Raw genomic sequence first — 20,045 nt, 5'->3', positions numbered from 1 at the left:
CTTATGGATTTTAGCATCATTAGTGTTCTATTTAATTGTTTTTGGAACTCCAATCATCATGTCTTATTAATTATATAAATTTATTCAAAAGAAATAGTCAAAATTTAAATTTACACGAAATAACACCATCACCAACAGTCGTCTTTTTAGTCTTCTATTTAAGATAAGGTTTCAAGTTTTGTAAGAAATATATGAGCATAATAACTAACATAAATAAACTATTCGATCACAGAATTAGACTGGGCATTATGTCTATTTTAATGGTGAATGAATATGCCGATTTTAATATGCTTAAAGAGCTACTTGGTGCTACAGACGGTAATTTAGCAAGCCATACCAAAGCATTAGAAAAAGCCGAGTATATTAAAATTGAAAAGCAATTTATTGGCAAAAAACCAAATACAAGATATAGCACAACTAAGCTTGGTAAAGCCGAATTTAAAAAACACATTAACGCACTAGAAAAGCTAATACATAAAACTTAAATCCTTTTTTTTATACAATCACTTTGAAATTCAAAGTACTTTAAAAAACAATTATGAAACAAACTACCCTTATTATCTCGTCTTTTTTATTTAGCATTTTATTCTATGGTCAGAATATTGGTTTAAACATATCCCTTTTCAGCGTACTAACTTTAATTATTTTAATTATTGGTAACACCAATAAGTTTAAAAACAGAACAACGTTAACGTATGCACTGCTGTACTTATTAACTGCCGCGTTAGTATTCTTTCAACATTCATTTTTATCTTTAATTGCTAATATTATTGTTTTCTTTACTTTGGTTGGTAACATTACAGAATCAAAATCTTCAATCTTTGTAAACTGGTTAAATGGAATATACACTAGTATTGCGGGCTTTTTCCATAGAAACTTCGACCACAATGAAAAAGAAGAACAACCAAAATTAAAAAAAGATATAGACCTTTTACATTGGATAAAACTTATAGGTATTCCATTAGTTTTTATAATTGTTTTCATACTACTTTACAAAAATGGAAACTCCGTTTTTAACGATCTTATTTCTCAAATAAACTTTAGCTTCATCAATATCCAATGGATTTTATTCTCAGTCTTAGGTTATTTTTTATTCAGCAATATTATAAACCCTGTACACGTAGAGCCAGCGACACAATCAGATTTAGATGCTGGCAACACACTCTTTAAAACCGGTAGTTTTTCCGAAGAAAAATTAAAAAAAGAACAGCAATTAGGCACCACACTTATGCTTTTACTTAATGTGCTAATTATATTCTATTTAGTTACAGATATTATAGCTTTAAACGTTTCATCATCGTACGATGCCGTTACACTATCTAGTCAAGTTCACAATGGCATTAATGCTTTAATAGCCTCTATTATAATGGCCATTGTAATTATTCTCTACTTTTTTAGAGGAAATATAAACTTCTATAATGACAATAAAACACTTAAATTCTTGGCTTTTGCATGGATTATATTAAACGCAGTTTTAGTGATTTTAATTGTAATTAAAAATAACGATTATGTTTCTGCACATGGATTTACATACAAACGTTTAGGCGTCTACATTTACTTACTACTCACTTTTACTGGTCTAAGAACAACCTTTTTAAAGGTCCTTAAAATTAAGAATCTACTGTTTCTATTTAGAGCTAATACACAAATAGCTTTTGTTTTACTTATTGGCTTAAGCACTGTTAATTGGGATGCATTTATAACGAAATACAACATTAATAACGCAGAATCTTTAGATGTTAATTACCTAATACACTTATCTAATAACAACTCTTATATTTTATATGATCTACGCGAGAAAGGAACACTAAGTTCTTCAAACAATCAAGCAATATTTATTAAACACACAGCTTATTTAAAAGATATTAATACTAGAAACTGGCAAGAATACACCTTTGCGAATTTTCAAGAGCATAGTAATTCTGAAACACATATTGACTAATGAATATTCCATCCAACATAGGAAAATCCATATTACTAGCGTCAAGTATTTTTTGGGTTATTTATCTTATACAAGAAGGCGATTTAGATTTTGCTCCAATTGTAGTGTTGTCATTAATTCCAATCAGCATTTGTGTATCACTTACAATAGTAATTACTATTTGTCCTGTATTCTGGGCATTAAGAAAAGAAAAGGAAGACAACAAATCGTTAGCAAAAAGGTGCTTTCCGTACTACGCTATTGTTGCTTCTATCTTATGTCTTTATGGAGTAAAAGCCTCTAATTTTGATTCTTTTTTTGTTAGCTTCTTAATTTCTGCTTATTTAACAACTGCACAATCATGGGTTTGGTTTGCTAAAGAAAAACGCTCATGAAAAAATTAAGAAAGCAACTTATAAATTGGCTCTTCGCTATTTCCAGTAAAATCTACACGCGTATTTATAAAAACCACGAACCTTGGAAAATTACTAAAAACGAGCTACTCTCCTATTCTAAAGAAAGTTTAGGTTATAGCTTAGGCTTATTTTTAAAGAAAAACAATTTCGAGCTTATTCCAAAAGTGGAACGTCACGATTGCTATCATGTTCTAACTGGTTACAGTACAAAGGTAGAGGATGAAATTGCATTGCAGTATTTAAGTTTAGGTAATGGCAAGCGTAGTCCGTATTTATTTGGAGCTATTATTTTAGGCTCTATTATTCTACCAGATTATTTAAACTATTATTTGAAATCTTTTAAAATAGGAAAGCAAGCAAATGTATTTCATAGTCTAGATTTCAAGCCCTTATTAAAAGCAAATATTGAAGAATTAAGAAAAGGTCTCTTTTCTAAAAAACATATCCAAACTATTAAAAACACAATTTATGAACAGGTTTAAAACTAAACTATTTAAGTACACAAAAAGGCTAAGTATTATTGCTTTGCTTACCATTACGTTTGCAGTAATATGCAATAGTATTATTATTTATAATGCAGAAGGTAAAACATTTTCCAAAACCGAGAACATTCCTAAAAACAAAGTTGGATTGGTTTTAGGAGCTGGCAAATATCTTAAAAATGGAAACATCAATTTATACTATAAATACAGAATAGATGCAACCGTTAAATTATATAAAGCTGGAAAAATAGATTTTGTTTTAGCAAGTGGAGATAATGGTATTGAAGAATACGACGAACCTACAACCTTTAAAGAAGATTTAATCGCCAAAGGAATACCTGAGCATAAAATTTTCTTAGACTATGCAGGTTTTAGAACATTAGACTCAGTAATTAGAGCTAAAGCCATATTTTGTTTAACAGAGTGCACAATCATTTCTCAGAAATTTCATAACGAACGTGCTATTTATTTAGCTAAACAAAATGGCATTAATGCCATTGCCTTTAATGCAAAAAATATAACTGGACGTTATGGTTTTAAAACAAACCTTAGAGAATATTTAGCGAAAACTAAAGCCGTTTTAGACGTTGTTTTTAATGTACAACCCAAGTTTCTTGGTAAAAAAATAGACATCATATGAAAATTACATTTCAACCCTATTACTTTGCAGCTTTTTACACTTTACTATTAATAGAAATTGCAATTGCACTATTCTTAAAAGGCGGTTTTATTAGGCACACATTTGGAGACTTCCTATCGGTAATTCTAATCTACTGTTTTATAAAAAGCTTTGTAGCCTTAAAACCAATGCCCTTATCAATAATTGTTCTTTTAATTGCATTTTCTGTTGAATTCTTACAACTCGCAAACATTCTAGATTATTTTAATTTAAGACACAATAGGTTAATTTCAACAATCTTTGGGACCTCCTTTAGCATTCAAGACCTCATCGCTTATACTTTAGGCACAATATTTATATTGATTACAGATATTTCTATTAACAAAAAAAGCATTAAAAATGAATCCTGAAATTCGTGAAATCAAATACCTTAAAAAAAGGAAGATTGGAAATATATTAAAAACCTTATTTCCTAAACAAGCGCATTCCCTTAGTATTCTATTTATGCTTATGTTATTTAGTTTTGTTATTCTATTTCTTAGAATTGCAATTACCAAAACACTTTATTATACTTTTTTAGTCTGGAATGTATTTTTAGCTATTATACCTTATATAATTACCATGTATTTATCTAATATAAAAAAGCCTAACAAAATAAGCTTCGTCTTAATCTTTGGTTTATGGATGGTCTTTTTACCCAATGCACCTTATATAATTACAGATTTGTTTCATTTAAGCAGAAGTACTTATAGCAACATTTGGATTGATACTTTAGTCATTAGCACATTCGCAGTTACAGGAATACTGTTGTTTTATTTCTCTTTACTTCAAATGAAAAACGCCTTGTTAGCATTTTTAAGCAACAAAACATCTGAAGCAATAATTATCGTAACAGTGTTCTTATCTGCTTTTGGTGTTTATATTGGTCGGTTTTTACGTTATAATTCATGGGAGATATTAAGCGATCCTCTTCTACTATTTAATGATATATTTAATATGCTTTTTCACCCAATAGAAAATATAGACGTCTGGTTGTTTACAAGTTCATTTGGACTATTTCTACTTCTTGGGTACTTGGTTTTTAATCGCTTAAATAGAGCAAACTAGAATAATAACTTTTAATTAGCCCAAGATTAATTTTCATTTTACTAATTTTATAGAATTAACCAATCAATCAAAAACATAAAAATGAAACATTTATCAACCGGATTACTACTAGTAGTCCTTCTTGTTCTCTCTTGTAAAAAAGAAGTAGAAAAATCGAATACGCTTACAATGGGAGATTTTGAATTATCATCAGACATTGTAACGCATAACAAACCTATTACAATTACATATAATGGTGAAGATCAAGATATGGAAGGTTTTTACTACATGCTTAATGGCTACAAAGCTTACCCTCAAGATTTAAGTTTTAAAAATGGAAAAGCAACTATTTCAATTCCAGATTCTATTACAGCTATCGCTCTTAACTTAAAAGTTGATGGAGCATATTTAGACAACGACAAAAAAGGATACTTATTTCCTGTTTTAGACAAAGATGGAAACACCATTGTTGGTAGTAAATCAAGCATGGAAGCCTATAAATCGGGTAACGGGCAAAATTACGGTCTAGAAGGTGATGCTGATGTTTTAGTACAAACACTTGATGCTGATATAGCGGCAAATCCAGAACTTAAAGAGCTTTGGGGAACTAGATACTTAAGTTCTGTTATGAGAAGCGACAATAAGAAAGGTAAAGTTTTAGCAAATAATATGTTAGCTGAAATATCTTCTAAACAAGAATTAACTGAAGAAGATTACATTAAAATAAGCACTATCTATAGAAACCTAAGAGACTCAAAAGGTGTCGATTCTATCTCTGAGATTGCTATTTCTAAATTCCCAAAAGGGAAACTAAAACAACAATCTTTAATGAATAGCTTCTTTGATGCTGAAACTTTAGTTGAGAAAGAAAATATTTTTAAAGAAATTGAAACAGATTTTGGGATGGATTCTAAATTATCTTATGCAGCAAACAGTATTGCTGTTCTAAAATTTGAAGAAGGTGACGAAGCTGGGTTTAATTTGTATGCTAGCAAAATTACTGATCCAAATGACAAGGCTGGGTTATATAATAGTGTTGCTTGGCCAGCTGCTGAAGAAGGAGAAAACATGGAACTTGCATCTCAACTTTCTAAAGCCTCTTTAGATTTATTGATGGAAGCTAAAAAAGATGTTGCGAATAAACCATCTTATTATACAGAAAACCAATACCTAACAAGTATCGACAATTCTTACAACATGTTCGCAGATACTTATGCGCTATTGCAATACAAATTAGGCAACATTAAAGAAGCTGTGAAATACCAAGCTAAGGCCGTTGGAGATGGTAAAAGTAGTGATGTTAACGATCGTTATATCGAATTTCTCGTAGCAGATAAACAATATAAATTAGCGGCAGAAAAAGCGAATTCATTTTTAAGTGAAGGTAATGGTACTAGTAAAATGAAAGAGTTTTATAAAACGGCTTACACTTCAGTAAACCCTGATGCTACAGATTTTGATGCTATTATAATTGGTATTGACAAAGCTAATCACGAAAGAGAATTAGCAGAATTAAAGAAGTCTATGCTTGACGAAGCAGCACCACAATTTGTACTTAAAAACTTAGATGGTGAAAATATTTCACTTGGAGATTTAAAAGGAAAGACTGTGATTTTAGATTTCTGGGCAACATGGTGTGGTCCTTGTAAAGTTTCTTTTCCAGGGATGCAACAAGTAGTAGAAAAGTATAAAGACGATGAAAGTGTTGTTTTACTTTTTGTTGATACTTTTGAAGATGGTGAAAACAGAGAAAAAAAAGTCGCCAAATTTATTAAAGATAACAACTACGATTTCCATGTGTTAATAGATGAGAAAGTAGAAGATAGTAACGATTACGAAGTTGCTAAAAAATATGGTATTACAGGAATCCCAACTAAAATAATTATTGGCCCAACTGGGAAAATAAACTTTAGAGCTGTTGGTTTTAGTGGTAATACCGATAAATTAAAACAAGAAATGGACTTGATGATAGATTTATTAAAATCTTAAATCAATAAGTTTTTATAAAAAGAAAAAGCCACGATACATATCGTGGCTTTTATATTTAATAGCATTTAAATTAAAAGTCTAATGGATCGTTAGGATCTGTACCATTTGTAGCTTCACTACAATCGTCTACGCCATCTCCATCTGTGTCTGGATCATTTGGATCTGTAATATTCCCATTAGGATTACACGTTGATTCTGTAAAATCATCACCAGACAATTCCTCACAATTAAACAAACCATCTCCATCACTATCTTCGAAACCTAAAGCAGTAATAACTCCAATTATATTTTGTCCTGTATTATCACTTTCTACTCTTACATAAAGCTGTTGCACTCCAATAACTATTGATGTGTAAGGCATTGACAAGGCATTAACTTGACTTTGCGCATCCGTTAAAGTTTCATAATAATTATAAACAAAGTTTGGAAAAGAACCATCTTCATAGTACAATGAAAAATCGTAGGTATAAACATCAATTACACAGCCTATTTCATAAATATCAGCATCAAACATGTTAGAATTGTTATCAATATCGTCTAAATAATCTGGTGTTAGATCTCCGTCTGTATCATCATTCATTGGGTTACCATCATTATTAGCATCTTCATCTGCTGTATTTATTCCATCTCCATCATCGTCTTCATCTTGGTAATTTGGAATCCCATCATTATCGGTATCATCATCATCTAAGTTATTATTTCCGTTTACATCTTCATCAATATCAAAAATACCATCAGCATCTGTATCTACTAAATCAACACAAGACATTTCTGTGCCTAAATCTGTAGTTGGCACTGTAAAATTCCCATTAAAAACATCTGTAGACTGACTATTAGTAACGTCTATTACTTGTGCAAAATACGAAGTATCTGAAGCACAATAATCTATTACAACAGCAATTTCTCCATCTGTAATTGGAATTATTTGCGATTGGTTGTTATATACTAATTGAAGGTATCCATTAGTAATAGCATCTCCATTACAATCGTTAAAAATAGCGGTAAAATTTGTTATTAAAGCGCCTCCACTTTGTGCGATTACCGATATGTTTTGGTCATCAGAATAAGGCCCTAAAGCCATAGAGAAGTCGTTATTTAAACATCCAAAATCTGGCACTGTTAACGTTAAATTTTCATTTGCAGGCGCTAAACCACAAACCAATCCATCATCGTTTGTATATCCAGAAGTAGTAGAACTCCAACCAGTAGCATCTCTTTCTATTTGTACTAAAATATTAGGAATAGGATTGTTATTTTGATCTACTATTGTAACACAAAAATCGATAGTATTAAAAGGTGCATCGCAATTCCAGAAACTAAAATGAGAAACCTCTCCTTCGTATTTACCATTAACTAAAGTTGCAAAACCTTCTTCTTTCCAATATCCATTATCTTCATCAAAATACCAAAGCGGTATTGTTGCTGGAGGACTAACAATACTAGTAGCAACAGGAACTCTTATAATTGCAGGTTCTCCAGGAGCTATATTTAACTCTTCTCCACCTTCTCCTCTTAACTCCACTGCAATCATTCCGTAAGATTCTAAAACTCTTAAATCTCCATTGGTGTTTGCTGCTGTTAAATTCCCGGGCATCATTTGCGAAAAATATTCATTATCTACACTTAACGATTTAATAATAACATCTACATCTCCTTGATAAGAACCGCCAAATTGATTTGTAAATTGTCCTGAAAAATCTATCTCCGTACCATCTGGTAAATCTACAGTTAACGCTTGACCAGCAGTAAGAGTAACAGTAGGATCAAGATCTAAAAGCATTATTTTAACTTGGTTCACTCCACTTGTTGGTACCACAGCTCTAAATCCATCAATAAACCCAACTTTACTTGCTTTTATATTTGCAAATTTACTATATACTGTAGCACTAATTATAGAAAACACTCCGTTTGCATCTGTTGTTGCAAACGTAGAACCTATGCTAATAGTTACGCCAGAAACAGGATTATTTTCTTCGTTTACAACTGTGCCTATAAATCGAGCTTGTATTGCATCTCCAAAGTTTTGTAAAAAGGGATTGGCCTCTCCATTTTCTGAGCTTTCATTTATTGGTATATTATTATCGTTTTCGCAAGACGATAGCGAGAATAGAAACGCTAATAGGAATATAAATTTTATTGATTTCATAGTCTGATTTTTATCGTTATAAAGATAACAACTAGTATTTAAAAACTCCTAACCTCTAAATTTAATTTTGGTGAGAGATGCCATACACTGTGTTAAACATTTTTCTTTATTAGTACTACATCTTTTTCAAACACACAGGTATTTGAAGGCTCCGTTCTGTTTTTTTCTTGAATTTTTCTAACAATAGAAGTCGTTCTTTTTCTTGTTAAAAGGCGTGGTAAATTCGCTAAAAACTTATTAAAAACACCAGGAATAGCAACAACTTTCCCTTTTAGCATAGCCTTATAGCCATAGGCCGCAACAGCTTTAGGACATGCCATATTAAAACTAATTTTATTATCTGAAGATGTATTTGAAACTACTTCCTGAAAACACGTTTTTGTTGGTCCTGGACATAAAACGGTAACAGAAACACCTGTATCTTTAAGCTCGTTCGCAATAGCTTCGGAAAACGAAAGCAAGTACGATTTTGAAGCATAATACAATGCCATCATTGGACCTGGCTGAAATGCTGCTAAAGAGGACACGTTTAAAATTTTTCCGCGATCTCGTTCTATCATACCTTGTAAAACAAGTTTCGTTAAATGCGTAATTGTTATAATATGTAAATTTAACATCGACGACTCTTGCTGCCAATTATTCTCTGCAAAAGAGCCATAAATTCCAAAACCAGCACAGTTTACAAGAACATCTATTTTTATGTTTTTTATTGCATCAAAAACGACTTCAGCACTATCAACGTTACTTAAATCGGTAGATAGAATTTTTACACGACAGTTATTCTTATTTTGTAACTCAGATTTTATGGTCTTTAGTTTTTTTTATCTATATCTATTAAAACTAAATCATAATTATCCTTAGCCAACAATAACATTAACTCATACCCTAATCCTGATGCCGCTCCTGTTATAATTGCTGTTTGTTGCATATTATTATTTTAGAGTACTACTCTTTTCCGTCTACATAATTTTGTAAATATGCAAAACGTGGTGTTAATTTACCATCACTAGTAGTCATTCTAGCGCGTTTTAAAATACCACTCTCATCATTATTAAAGAAAGCAGGAATTACATGCTTTAAAAACATCTCACCAAAACCTTCACTGGCATCTTTAGGTAATTCGCATGGTAGATTATCCACAGCCATCATTGTAATAGCACCTTTAGCATCGAATGCGACTTCTTCTTCTGTTTTTGCATCGTAACCGTAAAAAGGATCTGCAATGGTAGAAGGTCTTATAGTACTTGCTACTGGACCATCAATATCGCAAGAGATATCTGCCACCAAATTTATTTTAAATTCTGGATGCTTGGCGTCTTCTCTTGTAAATAAATAAGGTGCTCCATCTCCATAAAAATGACCTGCAATAAAGAAATCTGTTACTTTAGCATAAGGCATAAAATTACTTTCGTAATCTGTTGCATCTTTATAAAAAGCAAATTTATCTCCTACTTTACCATCTTTACGTTTTGCATATTCCATAACGTCTGCCATACAATATACTGGCTCTGAAAAATCGCTTGTTAAATATAACGCATCACTTACTTCTTTTATTTTTAAATAATCTAATATTTCTTTTGCTCCATTGGCTACTTTTCCTGTTCCGGTAAGTAATATTTTAATATTTGGAAGTTTTATTTTATCTAACTCTGCCTTAACCGCATCTAAGTCTCTTAATGTTTCTACTTTAGGTAAGTTAAATAGCCCGTCACGTAAACCTAGAGCTCTAAATCCGTTATATGCACCAACTAAACCTGCATAACGACCAAAACCTATAAGTCTTGCTCCATTTTGTTTTACGATAGTTTCGTGATCGAACATTTCGATATTTTTTGCTAAAATTGCTTTTAACAGCTTTCTATTGTACGGTTGCTTTTTTATAGTATGACTGAAGAAAAAATATTTTTTATTCGGAATTAAAGACTCTAATGGCACTTCCTTTACACCGAACATAACATCTGCATCGGCGACATCTTGAGATACTTTTAATCCTGCCTTTTGGTACTCTGAATCCGTAAATACGCGAATATCTGAAGATTCTACTACAAGTTCTGCTTCAGGAAATTTATCTTTTAAAGTTGTTAAATCTTGAGGTGAAAAAACCACACGACGATCTGGTGGGTTTTTACGTTCTTTTATTATGGCGAATTTCATAGGAAGTAACTTTATTATATTTCCGCTAAATTACTTTTATTATAAGGCTTGCGCAAATAAATTTAATCGACTCTAGAAACTTCATTTTCAAATTTTAAAACGAACGCTCCATCGTCTTGTTTTATATATAACGCTTTGTTATTTGACTCTCCGTTTCTGGTTACTTTTGTTCCTTTAATAGTCTTTGTTATGGGAGTATTATAAGTTTGTTCTACTTTTCCATTAGCAGTACCATTTCCCCAATTCCATTTCACTTTTGTTCCTACTTTTATCATCTTTTTAAGCTAAATTTAATAATTTGTACTGACATTGTTATTTATATTTACTAGAAAAGTGGTTTGGTATAGCTTTTGAGTTAATATTTTTAGTAATTTTGCAGTCCTCGAAACTTTATTAGTTTGTTTCTTGGTTTGTGCGTTAAGGATTGAAGCGGCATCCTTTTGCTTTTTCGGCAAAAGATATAGCGAAAAGCCTGACACATTTTTGCCCTTTAAAGCAAAAATGGGTAACGCCATAAAAAATTACTGTATTATATTTTTGGGGTCGACTGGTTTTGACAGCGAGATTAATAAACTAGTAAGCACGTCGTGTAATGATTTTGAAACACGTTAAAGGCTAAGTCAACTTTTTAAACGGCGAGAATAACTACGCTTTAGCTGCCTAATCCGAATTATAGTAGGATTAAGCCTCGGCTCACAAGGTGAGCAAGCTTTATGTCTCCGGAAAGCCTTGATTGACGGCGTTCCATTTGAGATATCGTAAAAGTCAAGATAGATTTGGTAGTGCTTTGTTGCCTTTTCGAGATTAAAAAGATAAGGTTAAAGTGGGTTGTTTCTAACCAGCTTAAACTCGAAAACCTAAGAAGAAAATAAACGTGTAGAAAGCTACTTTCTTACTTGTTTGGACGAGAGTTCGATTCTCTCCGACTCCACAAAAACCCTTTTAACTATCTAGTTTTAAGGGTTTTATTTTTTATAGGTGCTTTTTATAAATTATTTACCGCTTAAAACTAAGGTTAAGAATTAGTCCACAAATTATTAGACCAATTCCTAATACACTCCATAAGGTATAAACTTCATCCAACCAGATTGAACCTAAAAGCATAGTAAAAATTACTTCTAAGTACTTTAATGGCGCAACTTGGTTTGTTTCGCCTACTTGCATTGCTTTAGTCATGTATAATTGAGCAAAATAACCAAAAACACCTAAACTCAAAAAGGTTAACCATTCTATTCCTGTGGGATTAATCCAGTTATTAATAGATAAAAGACCACCGACTACTGCAGAAATAATCATAAAATAATTTACAACTACAACCGGATGATCTTGTTTTCCAATTTTTCTAATTGTAATGTAAACCAATCCTGCAAATAGCGCTGAGATTAAAGCAAAAACAACACCTTCTATTTCTAACTGATTATCGAAACCCTTTAACACTAATACTCCTGAGAAAGCGATACCAAAGAAAAGCCACTGCAATGCTTTTATTTTTTCTTTAAGGAAGAGCACAGCAAATAATGCTGCGAATATAGGTGCGATATATCTAAGTGAAACTGCTGTTCCCATAGCTATATATTTTAGTGAAAAGAAAAATAGCATCATGGATGCAAGACCAAATACACTGCGCATGATCATCAATTTTTTTTTATTTCCTAAAATCGAAATCTTATTTTTAATCAAAAATGGTAATGTAAAAAACAAGGATCCAATTGATCTAAAAAATACAATTTGATAGACGCTAAAGCTGTGTAGTGACTTTACAAATACATTTAAAAAAGTAAATGCAATTGCACTAATAACCATAAACTGAATTGCTTTTTTAAGCATTTAAGTATGTTTTAGTTTCTTAAAAAATTATGCTATGTTTTTTAATAATGCATTAAAACTATTAACGCAATATTTCTCAAGTTGCTCTTGAGACTGATTCTCGGTTATTTGAATAAACTCAATTGGATGATTATAATCTTGCATTTGAGGCTTAGTTTTAGAGAGTAAAATAACACCGTCTACACTACCATCATTACTATTCTTTATACACTCCTTCTCTCTTGAAGGAGATTCTAAAGATTGAAAGAGAACAATTCTATAGCCATTAATATTTGCTAATTTCTCTATATTAAACAAGAACCAACTGTAAAGATTAGTATTAGCTTGAGGGATGATTACTGCCACTGCTTGCGTTCTTTTCTTCCTTAAACCGACAGCAAATGTATTTGGTATGTAATTATGCTCTAAAGCAATATCTTTTATAATCTTCTTTGTGTTTATACTAATATCTAATTTGTTATTTAAAGCCTTTGAAACCGTAGAAACTGAGAATCCAGATAAACGAGACAATTCTTTTAATGTCATTATAGATTCTAAATTTTTCATACTTAAAGCGCTTTAATTATTTCTATTGCTCCTCTAGTAAGCGTTTCAATAGCGTTAAAATCATATTCTCCTTTTGTGTTCTTTTTTATCAATTTAGAACCGATTCCAACACATGTTACTCCCGCAGAAAACCAGCTTTCAAGATTTTCTTTAGTTGGAGAAACACCGCCAGTAGGCATAATGCTTGTCCAAGGTTGAGGGCCTTTTATTGCTTTAATAAAATCTGGTCCATATATTCCACCTGGAAATAATTTTACAATTTCACATCCTAACTCTTCTGCTTTTGCAATTTCTGTAAGAGAACCACAACCTGGTGACCATAATACCTTACGTCTATTACAAACCATTGCTATATCTTCTCTTAACACTGGAGTTACTATAAAATTTGCTCCTAAAGCCATATATAGCGAGGCAGATGCTGCATCTGTAACAGAACCTACACCAAGTATCATTCCTGGTAATTCCTTTATAGCATACTTGTTAAGCGCTCCAAATATCTCATGAGCAAAATCTCCTCTTGCTGTAAACTCCATAAGTCTTGCTCCTCCAGAATAACAAGCCTTTAATACTTGTTTACAATTATCTATATTACTGTCGTAAAACAAAGGAACTAATCCTGTGTTTTGCATTACTGTTGCAACTTCTATTCTTGAATATTGTGCCATTTTCTTTTTTATTTATCTTGAAACTTTACCTGAAGAATCGCCGCTTAATAGCTTTTCGATGTCATCAAGTGTAATTAAATTACAATCACCTGAAATGGTGTGTTTTAAACAGCAAGCTGCTACTGCTATATTTAAAGCCTTTTGTTTATCGGTTGCATTATTTACTAATCCGTAAATTAAACCTCCCATAAAAGCATCTCCGCTTCCTACTCTATCTACAACTGGAGTCACTTCTTTAACATCTGCATTAAATATGGTTTTACCATCGTATAAAATACCGCCTATACGTTGATGAGATGCACTTACCGAATACCTTAAGGTCGTTGCAACGGTTTTTAAATTAGGACATAATTTAAAAAGTTGATCATATAGATAAGGTAACGACTTTTCATTTTGATAATTCGGGTCTACTTTATCTTTTCCTAACATAAAAAAAGCAGTGTCAATATCCCCTAATATAATATTACTATACTTTAATAGCTCTGGCATTACTTGACTAGGCTCTTTCCCATATTGCCATAATTTAGATCTATAATTTAAATCTGAAGAAATGGTAATACCTAGTTTATGGGCTACTTTTATTGCTTCTAAACATTCCTCTGCTGCAGATTCTGATATTGCTGGAGTAATACCACTCCAATGAAACCAAGTTGCTCCTTTTAAAACAGACTCCCAGTCTATAGCTCCTTTTTGAATAGTTGCCATAGAACTATTAGCTCTATCGTATACAACATTGCTACCACGTGTTCCTGCTCCAGTTTCTAAATAATAGATACCTAACCTCTCACCGCCATATATTACATTTTTAGACTCTACGTTAAATTTACGCATCTCTTTTAATGCACAAGCTCCTATTTCATTTTTAGGCAACCTAGTAACAAACTCTGCAGAAATACCATAATTTGCTAAAGATACTGCCACATTAAATTCACCACCACCATAAGAAGCTGCAAATGTTTTTGCTTGAGAGAATCTTAAATGACGCTCCGTAGAGAGTCTTAACATAATTTCACCAAATGTTACAATCTTACTCATGTTTTAAATTTAATTACTATTCTTTTTATTAAAAAAAAAGCCAAATAGTTCTATCATCTTTTTTACTCAATTTTAAACCATCTATGTTTAAAGAAGAATACATTGAAAACAAAACTATTTGGCCCACTACTAAAACTTTAGTTTTATATTCCTAATGCTTGACCACCACCAATTTGGATAGTTTCTGCAGTTATGAAAGATGCATCTTTACTTGCTAAAAAAGAAATAACACCTGCTACATCTTCTGGCTGACCTAATCTTCCTAACATTATATTATTTGCCCATGAAGCAAAAACCTCAGGCTTTGTCGCTTTAATTTGAGCATGAAATGGAGTATCTATTGTACCTGGTGACACAGCATTTACTCTAATACCATATTCTGCTAAATCTTTTGCTAAAGCTCTAGTTATTGCATGAACTCCTGCTTTAGACGTACCATAGATCCCTGCTCCCGGTCCACCTGCAGTCCAACCTGCATTAGATGTATAATTAATAATAGAAGGATGCTCTCCACTTTTAAGGAACGGTATTGCTGCTCTAGAAGCATAAAATACAGAATCCAAGTTTAAAGCCATTACATTTTTGTAAAACTCAGTAGTCATCTCCTCAAATCTTGATCTACCACCTAATCCACCAGCATTATTTACTAGTACATCTATTCGACCAAATTTATTTCCAATTTTTTGAATGTTTGAAGTTACTTGTTCTTCATTTGTAACGTCAAAACCATAGTACTCTGCAGTAATACCCTCATCAGTAAGTGTTTTCAATCTTTCTGCTCCAGCCTTATCATCTATACCGTTTAAAATTACAGTATATCCATCTTTGCCTAATCTCTTTGCTACTTCAAAGCCAATTCCTCCTGTTGCTCCTGTTACTATTGCAACTTTTCCACTATTTTTACTCATCTTTTTAATATTAGATTTTAATTTATTATAATATTTTATATTCTAATTCCCTCAACTCTTGTTTTAAACTTAATCTAGTTTTCTCTATTAAACTTTAGGCTTTAAAGGCTCTATTTTAGGACACAAAATCCAAACAGCCGATAATGCTATAATTGCTAATACTCCACCAATTATAAACGCCGGAGTATAGTTACCTCCTGTTGTAACGATTGTTACCACTGCTGTAAGTCCTGCTGCTCCAAGTTTAGCTGCCATTCCAGCAAAACCAGAAAGTGTTCCAACTATTTTTCCGCTAAAAAGATCACTTGGCATAGTTTGTATGTTACCGATTGCTATTTGAAATCCAAAAAGTAAAACTGCCATAATAATCACGGCGCTTGTAGCCGATGCTGGTGCTTTTAAAAGAAAAAAACATGGAATCATGATTAAACAACCTAAAGTAATAGTCATTTTTCTTGTCTTATCTACAGACCATCCAGCTGTAAGCCTATTCTTAGCTAGTAAACCTCCAAATATTGCACCAATCATTGCTCCAACGTAAGGTACCCAAGCCGAGAATGCTATTTGCTTTACATCCATTCCAAAAACTTCAGACAAATAGAGCGGTATCCAAACGATAAATAACCACCAAATAGGATCTAGTGCCGCCGAAGCGATTATAACTCCCCAGCTTTCTTTATGCTTAAGAAGTTCTTTCGTATCAGGAACATAACCATCATCATATTCACCATCTTCATCTAAGTCTTGATTTTTTTGTCCAGAGAGTATATATTTTTTTTCATCTTCGGATAACCAAGGATGTGTTTTAGGTCCTGATTTCACAATGTATAGCCATGGTATTAACCATATTAAACCCATTACACCAACAACTATAAATATAGATTTCCATTCTAAATAAGCTGACAATAATCCTATTACAGGATAAGCTACTATTCCTCCAATTGCAGCACCCGAATTAAAGACTCCTTGAGCAAGTGCTCTCTCTTTAGTTGGAAACCACTCTGCATTCGCTTTTGCTGCACCAGGCCAATTACCTGCTTCTGCCACGCCCAAAATTGATCTAAAAATTGAAAAACTCAACATTCCTTGAGCAAAAGCATGGAATACTGTTGCAATAGACCAAACTCCTATAGATAGTGCAAAGCCCATTCTAGTCCCTATCCAGTCGAAAATCTTACCAAAAAGAGCTTGACCTCCAGCATAAGAAATTATAAACACCGTTGATATGATACCGTATATAGCTTTATGTCCATCCTTATCCATCTCTGGAAATAAGTCATTCGCGATATCTGGCCACAGCGCTCCAAATGCTTGTCTATCGATATAGTTTACAACTGCTGCCAAAGCAACGAGCCCTACTACCCACCATCTTAATCCTTTTAATTTCATTTATAGTAGTTTGTTATGTTATAATTTTAAGAAAAAGGGCATTTGCCCTGTTTTTCTTAATTTCAGTTTTGAGGTAACTGAATATTTTATCCCAAGTAAGTTGTAAAAAAAGCATGAATCTACTTATTTTACTATAATTACCTTCCCTCCTTGTCTCTTTACTACAATACATTCAATTAATAAATTGTGCACTTTATTAACTGAAGTTTACTTTTTTAAACGTTGTAACAGTACTTGTACAGTTCTTTAAAATGTTCTTTCATTTTTTTCTTAGCCAATTGTGGATCTTTATTTTTTATGGCTTTAAATATTGCTTCATGTTCTTTAATTCCTTTTTGAGCTAAGTCTTTATCACAGACATGATATTTTTCGAAATTAGTAATAATCTCGGGAGTAATAATTAGCATAAAAGTATTCATACTGCTGTTTCCGCTTGCTTTAGCTATGGCTAAATGAAAAAGCAAATCTTCTTGTACAGCATCTTCCTTATTCAATACTTTTTTAGAAAAGGCATCTAAAGCCGCTTTCATTTCATCAAGATCTTCATCTGTTCTTCTTAATGCTGCCAACCTTACGGTTTTTAATTCTAACAGAATTCTCGTTTCAACCAAAGATTTAAATTCTGGTTCTTCTAGCCGAAGAATATCATCAATCATCCCATTCATAGCAATAACACCTATGTTAGCAACAAAAGTTCCGCTCTGAGGAATTGATTTTAATAAGCCATAAAATTCTAATTTTTGAATCGCATCTCTAATATTACCTCTAGAAACCTCTAATTTTTCTGAAAGCATACGTTCTGAAGGTAATTTATCTCCAGGTTCCAGATTCTTCAAATTAATTAAATCTCTTATTCCAGCAATAATGTGTTTTTGCACATTCAAGTTTTCAGTTTTTGTTAGTATCTCTAATTTCATAAACTTAATAATTGGTTAACCAATATCTACTGCTAATTTAGCGTATATCTCTCAAAAAACATTATTAGATATTTATTTTTTTTACTAAACTTTACTGATCTAGCTTTAGACCAGTAAACCTTAGCTTCAAGACACATAATTTTAGACTAATCAAATTATTGCTAATGTGTTACTCCAATTTGTAAGATCTCACTTTAGCAAGAGTGAGATGAAATAATGATTTATATTTTACATGAAAGCTATACTCGGTAACTTAGTAAATTTAGAAATAATCTATATCACTTAAAAAAATAAGACTTACCGGCCTTAAAAATTAGGCCAGACTCAAATCTTAACAAAACTAACTGAAATAATTACATCTATTTTGTAATAATTAATAACCTGGGTTCTGCGGTAATAAGTTAGGATTTCTATCCAACTCATCTCCTGGCAGTGGTAATAAATAATCTGTTGAAGAAAATTCTGGCTTAAGTCCTTCTAAACCTGAAGCCCCAAATGCAGTTGCTCCTAATTGTCTTCTAACAATATCGTACCACCTTATACCTTCAAAAGCAAATTCTAATCTACGTTCTTCAAGAATATCATCTGCAGTAACTGTTCCTGTATGATCTGCAGGTTCTGCACTTGCCGACACAGTAACTTGTACACCATTACGCTGTGTTACACCGCCCATTCTAGCTCTTGCTCTTACTTCGTTTAAATAATTACGAGCTGTAATATTTTGTCCAATCGCTACGCCTGCTTCTGCTGCAATTAATAACACCTCAGCATAACGTATCATAGAATAATTATGACTTGTCGCTCTGGCATTTCCACGAGCAAAAGCTCCAGGATAACGTGTGTATTTTGCTATATAAGGTCTATTTTTTGCAAACTGATGACCGCTTACTATAAAATTAGTATAAGGCTCAAGATTACCTCCAATTGAAGCTCCATCGTCCAAACTTACAGCTCTTCTATAATCGCCTGCATTCCATGTTGTATATACATCTAGTGAAGGCACTGCTACAGACCAACCACCTCCTGAGTTTCTATCGTCTCCTCGGATACCAGTCATTGGTGCTATTTGGTCGTAACCATTGTTTGGAGCTTCGAAGTTATTGTAATCTAAAGCAAAAATTGGTTCCAAAGAATTATCAATAACATCAGCATTAAACAGATTTTGAAAATCTGGATCTAAATCTAAGTTGTAAGTTCCTTTGTTAGCAATAACATCTTGAGCTTCGTCAAATGCTTTTTGAAAATTAACATTATCATTTGTTCCTGCCATTGTTAAATAAACTAAAGCTAAATAAGAACTTGCAGCAGCTTTAGATGGTATTGCTCTAGATGCCTGAGTATCTGGCAGCCAAGTTTTAGCAAATTGTAAATCTGCAATAATATTATCATAAACCTCTGCAGCTGGTGTTTTACTAATAGTAGACATTGCCGGAGTATTTTCAGGCGTTAATGGCACATCGATATAAGGAACATCACCAAACTGTCTTACTAAATGAAAATAATAGAATGCTCTTGCAAAATAAGCCTGTGCAGTAACTGGGTTTTTAGCCTCGGGTGCTACACCTACTGACTCTGAACCTTTAATAGCCTGATTAGCAGCAGCAATACCTTGATAGGTTTTTAACCAAAATTCACTAATCATTCCGTTATTTGCTAGAGTAGTAAATTCATTATTTTCAACTCTTCTTGCTTCGTTAGATGCAAGATCTACCATATCTGAACGTAACATTAAGGCTACAGATAATTTTCTTCCCCAAAACTTTTCGTTGATTGCGTGCGTAAGAGAGCCATTTACGGCGGTCTGAATATTTTCTGTAGTTTGGAAAAAATCATCTGGCGATGTTAACAAACCAACAGGCTCTTCTTCTAAGTCTGAACATCCAACTATGGATAAACTCGCAAACAGCAAGAATAAATATTTATATGTTTTCATAATTTTTGTTAT

General features: G+C 32.4%; 20 protein-coding genes and 1 other RNA gene. 9 read left to right on the top strand and 12 right to left on the bottom strand.

Features of this window, described 5'->3' with window-relative positions; all coding sequences use genetic code 11:
• The first annotated feature begins 191 nt into the window (after positions 1–191).
• The 8 genes from ASC44_RS13695 to ASC44_RS13660 all read left to right on the top strand — a co-directional run bounded on the left by ASC44_RS13695 (position 192) and on the right by ASC44_RS13660 (position 6,513).
• On the top strand, positions 192–485 hold the full coding sequence (locus ASC44_RS13695; RefSeq protein ID WP_055448183.1) for a winged helix-turn-helix domain-containing protein: 294 nt from the start codon (positions 192–194) through the stop codon (positions 483–485).
• Positions 486–538: 53 nt separating this feature from the next.
• The gene (locus ASC44_RS13690; RefSeq protein ID WP_055448182.1) at positions 539–1,942 is read left to right on the top strand and encodes a DUF4153 domain-containing protein; all 1,404 of its coding nucleotides are present in this window, start codon (positions 539–541) and stop codon (positions 1,940–1,942) included.
• On the top strand, positions 1,942–2,316 hold the full coding sequence (locus ASC44_RS13685; protein ID WP_055448181.1) for a hypothetical protein: 375 nt from the start codon (positions 1,942–1,944) through the stop codon (positions 2,314–2,316). Before ASC44_RS13690 ends, ASC44_RS13685 begins: the two co-directional genes overlap by 1 nt.
• Positions 2,313–2,819, top strand: a complete 507-nt coding sequence (locus tag ASC44_RS13680; protein ID WP_055448180.1) for a Coq4 family protein — start codon at positions 2,313–2,315, stop codon at positions 2,817–2,819. Before ASC44_RS13685 ends, ASC44_RS13680 begins: the two co-directional genes overlap by 4 nt.
• A complete protein-coding gene (locus ASC44_RS13675) occupies positions 2,806–3,459 on the top strand; it encodes a SanA/YdcF family protein (protein ID WP_055448179.1) in 654 nt (217 codons plus the stop codon). The genes ASC44_RS13680 and ASC44_RS13675 overlap by 14 nt, the downstream gene beginning before the upstream one ends.
• Entirely contained in the window at positions 3,456–3,848 is a 393-nt protein-coding gene (locus ASC44_RS13670) for a ribosomal maturation YjgA family protein (RefSeq protein ID WP_083476308.1), read from the top strand. The genes ASC44_RS13675 and ASC44_RS13670 overlap by 4 nt, the downstream gene beginning before the upstream one ends.
• The gene (locus ASC44_RS13665) at positions 3,838–4,545 is read left to right on the top strand and encodes a DUF1361 domain-containing protein (protein WP_055448178.1); all 708 of its coding nucleotides are present in this window, start codon (positions 3,838–3,840) and stop codon (positions 4,543–4,545) included. The genes ASC44_RS13670 and ASC44_RS13665 overlap by 11 nt, the downstream gene beginning before the upstream one ends.
• Positions 4,546–4,626: 81 nt before the next feature.
• A complete protein-coding gene (locus ASC44_RS13660; protein WP_055448177.1) occupies positions 4,627–6,513 on the top strand; it encodes a TlpA family protein disulfide reductase in 1,887 nt (628 codons plus the stop codon).
• Positions 6,514–6,583: 70 nt separating this feature from the next.
• On the opposite strand, the gene ASC44_RS13655 is transcribed toward ASC44_RS13660, so the two are convergent.
• From ASC44_RS13655 to ASC44_RS13640, 4 genes are all read right to left on the bottom strand, one after another.
• The gene (locus ASC44_RS13655; RefSeq protein ID WP_055448176.1) at positions 6,584–8,659 is read right to left on the bottom strand and encodes a carboxypeptidase-like regulatory domain-containing protein; all 2,076 of its coding nucleotides are present in this window, start codon (positions 8,657–8,659) and stop codon (positions 6,584–6,586) included.
• A gap of 92 nt (positions 8,660–8,751) precedes the next feature.
• Complete coding sequence (locus tag ASC44_RS13650; protein ID WP_241491436.1) at positions 8,752–9,423, bottom strand: SDR family NAD(P)-dependent oxidoreductase; 672 nt, start codon at positions 9,421–9,423, stop codon at positions 8,752–8,754.
• 181 nt (positions 9,424–9,604) lie between these two features.
• Positions 9,605–10,813 (bottom strand): NAD(P)-dependent oxidoreductase, encoded by a 1,209-nt coding sequence (locus tag ASC44_RS13645; protein WP_055448175.1) that lies wholly within the window; start codon positions 10,811–10,813, stop codon positions 9,605–9,607.
• Positions 10,814–10,875: 62 nt separating this feature from the next.
• Positions 10,876–11,088, bottom strand: a complete 213-nt coding sequence (locus ASC44_RS13640) for a hypervirulence associated TUDOR domain-containing protein (RefSeq protein ID WP_055448174.1) — start codon at positions 11,086–11,088, stop codon at positions 10,876–10,878.
• A gap of 264 nt (positions 11,089–11,352) precedes the next feature.
• On the opposite strand from ASC44_RS13640, the gene ssrA reads away from it, so the two are divergent.
• Positions 11,353–11,747, top strand: a transfer-messenger RNA (tmRNA) gene (gene ssrA, locus ASC44_RS17745).
• A 62-nt stretch (positions 11,748–11,809) separates the two neighbouring features.
• Here ssrA and ASC44_RS13630 read toward each other — a convergent pair.
• The 8 genes from ASC44_RS13630 to ASC44_RS13595 form a co-directional block, all read right to left on the bottom strand.
• On the bottom strand, positions 11,810–12,640 hold the full coding sequence (locus ASC44_RS13630) for a DMT family transporter (protein ID WP_055448172.1): 831 nt from the start codon (positions 12,638–12,640) through the stop codon (positions 11,810–11,812).
• A gap of 27 nt (positions 12,641–12,667) precedes the next feature.
• On the bottom strand, positions 12,668–13,186 hold the full coding sequence (locus ASC44_RS13625) for a LacI family DNA-binding transcriptional regulator (RefSeq protein ID WP_055448171.1): 519 nt from the start codon (positions 13,184–13,186) through the stop codon (positions 12,668–12,670).
• Between the two features lie 2 nt (positions 13,187–13,188).
• Positions 13,189–13,851 carry a bifunctional 4-hydroxy-2-oxoglutarate aldolase/2-dehydro-3-deoxy-phosphogluconate aldolase gene (locus tag ASC44_RS13620; protein WP_055448170.1) on the bottom strand — a complete coding sequence of 221 codons (663 nt, stop codon included), beginning with the start codon at positions 13,849–13,851 and terminating at the stop codon, positions 13,189–13,191.
• 12 nt (positions 13,852–13,863) lie between these two features.
• Complete coding sequence (locus ASC44_RS13615; RefSeq protein ID WP_055448169.1) at positions 13,864–14,886, bottom strand: sugar kinase; 1,023 nt, start codon at positions 14,884–14,886, stop codon at positions 13,864–13,866.
• A gap of 143 nt (positions 14,887–15,029) precedes the next feature.
• Entirely contained in the window at positions 15,030–15,794 is a 765-nt protein-coding gene (locus tag ASC44_RS13610; protein ID WP_055448168.1) for an SDR family NAD(P)-dependent oxidoreductase, read from the bottom strand.
• An 87-nt stretch (positions 15,795–15,881) separates the two neighbouring features.
• Positions 15,882–17,183 carry an MFS transporter gene (locus tag ASC44_RS13605; protein ID WP_055448167.1) on the bottom strand — a complete coding sequence of 434 codons (1,302 nt, stop codon included), beginning with the start codon at positions 17,181–17,183 and terminating at the stop codon, positions 15,882–15,884.
• Positions 17,184–17,398: 215 nt separating this feature from the next.
• Positions 17,399–18,100, bottom strand: a complete 702-nt coding sequence (locus tag ASC44_RS13600; RefSeq protein WP_055448166.1) for a FadR/GntR family transcriptional regulator — start codon at positions 18,098–18,100, stop codon at positions 17,399–17,401.
• Between the two features lie 373 nt (positions 18,101–18,473).
• Positions 18,474–20,033 (bottom strand): RagB/SusD family nutrient uptake outer membrane protein, encoded by a 1,560-nt coding sequence (locus ASC44_RS13595; RefSeq protein WP_055448165.1) that lies wholly within the window; start codon positions 20,031–20,033, stop codon positions 18,474–18,476.
• Positions 20,034–20,045: the final 12 nt, after the last annotated feature.

Origin of the sequence: Lacinutrix mariniflava (assembly GCF_001418015.1) — a bacterium.
Classification (GTDB): Bacteria; Bacteroidota; Bacteroidia; order Flavobacteriales; family Flavobacteriaceae; genus Lacinutrix; species Lacinutrix mariniflava.
Note: the sequence above shows the minus strand (reverse complement) of the source record. Positions and strands in the feature narration are given on the sequence as shown.